The sequence below is a fragment of the Acidovorax sp. KNOB132 genome (assembly GCF_057541515.1).
The window spans coordinates 1-1,963 of sequence record NZ_BAAJYT010000440.1 but is presented as its reverse complement, the minus strand read 5'-3'; the positions used below and the strand labels follow the sequence as shown (position 1 = coordinate 1,963).

Genomic DNA, 1,963 nt, shown 5'->3' with positions numbered 1-1,963 from the left:
TGCAACGAGCGGCTCATCGGCCCCCTCGCTGGATCAGCAGTTCAGCTACAACGCATCGGGCAGACTGACACAGGTGAGCACCGCCCAAGGAACCTGGACCTACATGTATGACGGTACAGGCAACCGCATCAACGTGGCCTCGGACAACGGCGTATCGAGCTGGTACAACCTCAAGCCCAAAAGCAACCAGTTGGCCTCCATCGATAAGCCAGCGATTACGCTGACCTATGACGCAGCGGGCAACACCACGTCGGATGGCAACTTCGCGCTGCAATACGACTTGAAAGGCCGGTTGGTTCGGGCAACCAATGCGCAGGGCTCCACCAGCTACACCTACGACAACAATGGCTTGCGGGTGCGAAAGAGCACGGGGCTGGCCGGTGGTACAACGATTTTTGTGTACGACGCCGAAGGCCATCTGCTGGGCGAATACGACGCGTCAGGCAATCCGATTCGGGAAATCGTCTGGCTGGGAGACATGCCCTTGGCGGTCTTCACTCCGGATTTCGCGTATGGCGCCAATGCGGCTTTGAATGCGCCACAGGTCTACTACATCCATGCAGACCATTTGAATACTCCGCGGGTGGTGGTTGATCGTGCCAACACGGTGCGCTGGCGTTGGATGAGCGAGCCGTTCGGCACCGCGCCAGCCGAGAGCAGTCCTGCGGGTCAGGCGGACTTTGTATTCAATCTGCGCTTTCCAGGTCAGTACTATGACGTGGAGTCGGGGATTCACCAGAATTGGAATCGGGATTACGTTCCGGGGTTGGGGAGATATGCGCAGAGTGATCCGATTGGATTGAATGGTGGCCTTAATACATATGGTTATGTAGGAGGGGATCCTCTAAGTAGTATTGATCCAGACGGTCTTCAAGCAACAATCCCAATGCCTACGCTTGCCCCTATTGCAGGTAGCTTGGCTCGTCCTTCGGCCGGATCTTTGATTGACCCTGTAGTAACTCCTGGATTGCCAGATCCCAATGATCCAAATAATTTCCAGAAGTGCCAGAGCCTTAAGAAAAGAATCAAAAACCTGCGCGAGGAAGTATATGACAAGCGATATCCAGATCTTGATGCTAATGTAGGAAAATTACCCCTAAGAATCGGACCCGGAGAGGCTTTACGAGACACAGTACGAGGTCATGAAAAATTGCTGAATAGGCAGTTGCGCAGGCTTAGAGAGCTTGAAGAGCAATATGATAAAGAATGCGTTTGCTGAGAAGGTTAAATAGTGTTGAACTTATCTAATGTATTAATGCAGATTGAGAGCGCTGAAAGCAAGCGAAGTTCAGCCCTTTGTTCGCGCTTGGCTGATCAGTTTGAAGATGATCTTTTGGAGTACCCTGACTTTCCGGATGAACACTTCATGTTGTTTATGGCATTGCTTTCAGATCGTCGGTATTTTGATAAGCCGGGTATATGGAATTTTATCTTGGCAGTTAACAATGCGAGGGATGCCCTAACTAAAGAACAGTTGAATAATATCATTGGTACCTTTCGTACTAATTTTCAAAGTTATTTGGACTCGGATTTATGCCTTGCGGTGTGTGATTTTGTTGCTCGTAATATTCAGCCATCGAGGGCTGCCGAACTGCTTCAGGAATTTAAGCAACTGGAAGCAGCAAAGCCGCCAGAGTTGCAGGGAATTGTCGATCAAGGGTTTTTTATCTTGAGTCAAGAAATTAAACGTGCAACGCAACGTGCTGAGGAATAGGTGTAATTGCAAATGCTAAAATTAATAGCAATTTTTTGCAACTGCTTTTCTGCTGCTGTTTTGCTCAATCCCTTGAAGATATTAATCCTCCAAATCAACGACATACAATTTACATAAAAGCCCCATCATCATTCGCAGTTGAGAGCGGGCAGTAATTGCGGAGTTCTGCAGCCCCTTGGACTTCGGGTCGCAAACTGAATATCGGATATGGCGGTGGTTTGCCCGTTGCCCTGGGTCTCGGCAAAGATG

At 49.5% G+C, this 1,963-nt stretch carries 2 protein-coding genes; both read left to right on the top strand.

Annotated features, from left to right (window positions below):
- On the top strand, positions 1–1,219 hold a 1,219-nt coding region (locus tag AC27IO_RS23500), incomplete at its 5' end, for an RHS repeat domain-containing protein (RefSeq protein WP_498741079.1).
- Between the two features lie 15 nt (positions 1,220–1,234).
- Positions 1,235–1,714 (top strand): hypothetical protein, encoded by a 480-nt coding sequence (locus tag AC27IO_RS23495; RefSeq protein ID WP_498741077.1) that lies wholly within the window; start codon positions 1,235–1,237, stop codon positions 1,712–1,714.
- The last annotated feature ends 249 nt before the right edge of the window (positions 1,715–1,963 follow it).